General features: G+C 33.3%; 2 protein-coding genes. One reads left to right on the top strand and one right to left on the bottom strand.

The window, feature by feature from the left end; translation table 11 throughout:
• Nucleotides 1-27: 27 nt before the first annotated feature.
• Nucleotides 28-1,641, top strand: a complete 1,614-nt coding sequence (locus ACMOUI_RS13045; RefSeq protein ID WP_418966132.1) for a CTP synthase — start codon at nucleotides 28-30, stop codon at nucleotides 1,639-1,641.
• Here the strand turns inward: ACMOUI_RS13045 and ACMOUI_RS13040 are convergent.
• Nucleotides 1,638-2,756 carry an alanine racemase gene (locus ACMOUI_RS13040; RefSeq protein ID WP_418966131.1) on the bottom strand — a complete coding sequence of 373 codons (1,119 nt, stop codon included), beginning with the start codon at nucleotides 2,754-2,756 and terminating at the stop codon, nucleotides 1,638-1,640. The genes ACMOUI_RS13045 and ACMOUI_RS13040 overlap by 4 nt on opposite strands.
• Nucleotides 2,757-2,776: the final 20 nt, after the last annotated feature.

Here is a 2,776-nt window from a genome sequence, read left to right as displayed (position 1 = left end):
TTTTTATAAATTAAATGGAGGATATTTATGAGAGAAACTAAATATGTATTTGTAACAGGTGGAGTTGTATCATCATTAGGTAAAGGGATAACTGCAGCATCTCTAGGAAGATTATTAAAGGAGAGAGGTTACAGCGTAACTATACAAAAGTTTGATCCATATATAAATGTGGATCCAGGAACAATGAATCCCTATGAACATGGAGAGGTGTTTGTAACTGACGATGGAGCGGAAACAGATTTAGACTTAGGTCATTATGAGAGATTTTTAGATGAGAACTTAACAAAATATAATAATATAACAACTGGAAAAATATACCAGTCTGTAATAAATAAAGAGAGAAAAGGGGAATACCTAGGAAAAACAGTCCAAGTTATTCCACATATAACAAATGAAATAAAATCAAAGATAGAGTTAGTGGGAAAAGAGAACTCATCGGATATAGTGATAACAGAGATTGGAGGAACCGTTGGTGATATAGAGTCAACTCCTTTTTTAGAAGCTATAAGACAGTTTAAGTATGATGTGGGAAGAGAGAATGTTCTGTATATCCATGTGACTTTATTGCCATATTTAAAGGCTGCAGGAGAGCTAAAAACAAAGCCTTCTCAACATTCGGTAAAAGAGTTGATGAGTTTAGGAATAAGACCTGATGTTTTAGTATGTAGAACAGAGCACACAATGAGTTCAGATATAAGAAGAAAACTATCGATGTTTTGTGATATAGATGAAGATGCGGTAATAGAGGCTCCAGATGCTAAAACAATCTATGAAGTACCCCTTATTATGGAGGAGAATGGTTTAGCAGATGTGGTGTGTAAAAAACTTCAAATAGAGAATAAAATGCCTAACTTAACTGATTGGAAGAATATAGTAACTAAGATTAAACACCCTGGTGATAGAATAAAGTTAGCTGTAGTTGGAAAATATATTGAGTTAAAAGACGCATATATAAGTATAAATGAAGCTATTGAACATGCAGCTTATGAAATAGGATTAAAGGCGGATATTAAGTATATTCAAGCTGAAGATTTAAATACAGCTCTTTTAGGAGAAGTTAATGGAATACTTATTCCAGGTGGTTTTGGAGATAGAGGTGTACAGGGTAAAATAGATGCTATAAAATATGCAAGAGAAAATAATATCCCATTTTTAGGGATATGTTTAGGGATGCAAAGTGCAGTTATTGAATTCTCTAGAAATGTTTTAGCTATGGATAAAGCCAACTCCACTGAGTTTGATAAAGGGACTAAATTCCCAGTAATAGATATTTTAGTGGATCAAAAAAATATAGAAAACTTAGGTGGAACTATGAGATTGGGAGTGTATCCATGTAGATTGGACAGAGATAGTTTAGCATATGAGCTATACCAAGAGGAGCTTATATATGAGAGACACAGACATAGATATGAGTTTAACAATATCTATAAAGAGGTCATTCAAAAAAGTGGATTAAAAATATCAGGTTCATCTCCAGATGGAAGTTTAGCTGAAATAGTTGAGTTACCAAGAGAGCTACACCCATTTTTTATAGCGGGGCAGTTTCATCCAGAGTTTAAAAGTAGACCTGGGAAACCGCACCCATTATTTTTAGGCTTTGTTAAAGCTATCTATAAAAGAGAGAAATCTTTAAAAGATTAATCAATGGAAATTTTTCTAGAGTTTCCTCTGATATCAACTTCAATAATTTTTTCAACAGTTCCGTTTCTATGACCTATTAAGTAGTTTGTCATATTAGCAGCAGAACAAGAGTGATTAGGAATAATCTGAACTTTATCACCAATTTTTAGGGCCGTAGGGCCCTCTTTTTTTACTTTTGCAACCTCTTCAGAAAGTCCAATAACAGTTAGCTCAGGATGATCTTTAATCATTCCAAACCCCTTTGTTAAAGAGTTTCCGTGTGCTCCTTGATCAAGTCCTAAACATTTACTTCCACAATCTAAAATAAAAAGATCTTCAGATGGATGAGAAACAACAGTTGCCAGTACAGTTAAAGCACAATCCTCCTCTTTAGCAGCCCCAAGAGCAACTTGAATAGCATCAAAAAATACATAGTTTCCAGGTCTTGAAACTGTTATTTCATCCGATTTAATAGCACCTTCAAAAGTAGGTGTAGTTCCTGTAGCTACAAATTCAACTTGAGCATCATTCTCAATTAGAAGTTTTTTTGCCATAGACATCACATCTATCTCTTTTTGAGTAATCTCTTCAATATAATCCTTTGAGAAGCCATAAACTTGTCCAGTATGAGTTGAAATTCCTTTAAAAATAAGATTTGGATATTTTTTTAAAGCGTTGTACAGATCAACACCCTCCTCTGGGGAAACACCGAATCTATTCAATCCGCTATTTATGATTATTTGATAATTAACTTTAGTATTATTTAATTTTTTAGATAACTCCATTGCAGGGATTTCATTATCAAAGGCAACAAATAGCTCACACTGCTCATTAAGAGCTATAATTCTATCTAGATTACTATCTCCAATAACAGGGTACGCAAGCATAACTTTATTTACACCACTTTTTTTAACAACCGCTTCAGCTTCATCCAATGTTCCAACTAAAACACCCTTAGCACCAGCTTCAATCTGCATTTTAGTGATTTCACTACTCTTGTGAGTCTTTAACATAGGAAATAGCTCCACAGAGTTTTCATCAGCCAAATTTTGATATCTATTTATATTATTTTCAAGTGCATCTAAATCAACTAAAAAACTAGGTGTAGTAAGTGACAATATATTTTTTTTATTCATAATGTGAACCTCCAATTTAT

The organism is Cetobacterium sp. (genome assembly GCF_048470075.1).
Lineage (GTDB): Bacteria > Fusobacteriota > Fusobacteriia > Fusobacteriales > Fusobacteriaceae > Cetobacterium_A.
The sequence above is the reverse complement of the archived record's forward strand: the minus strand, read 5'-3'. Positions and strand labels throughout refer to the sequence as shown.

What these genes read in the sequence shown, in the direction of transcription:
- ACMOUI_RS13045 (WP_418966132.1), top strand. Translation starts at nt 28, where the DNA reads ATGAGAGAAACTAAATATGTATTTGTAACAGGTGGAGTTGTATCATCA.
- ACMOUI_RS13040 (WP_418966131.1), bottom strand. Translation starts at nt 2,756, where the DNA reads ATGAATAAAAAAAATATATTGTCACTTACTACACCTAGTTTTTTAGTT.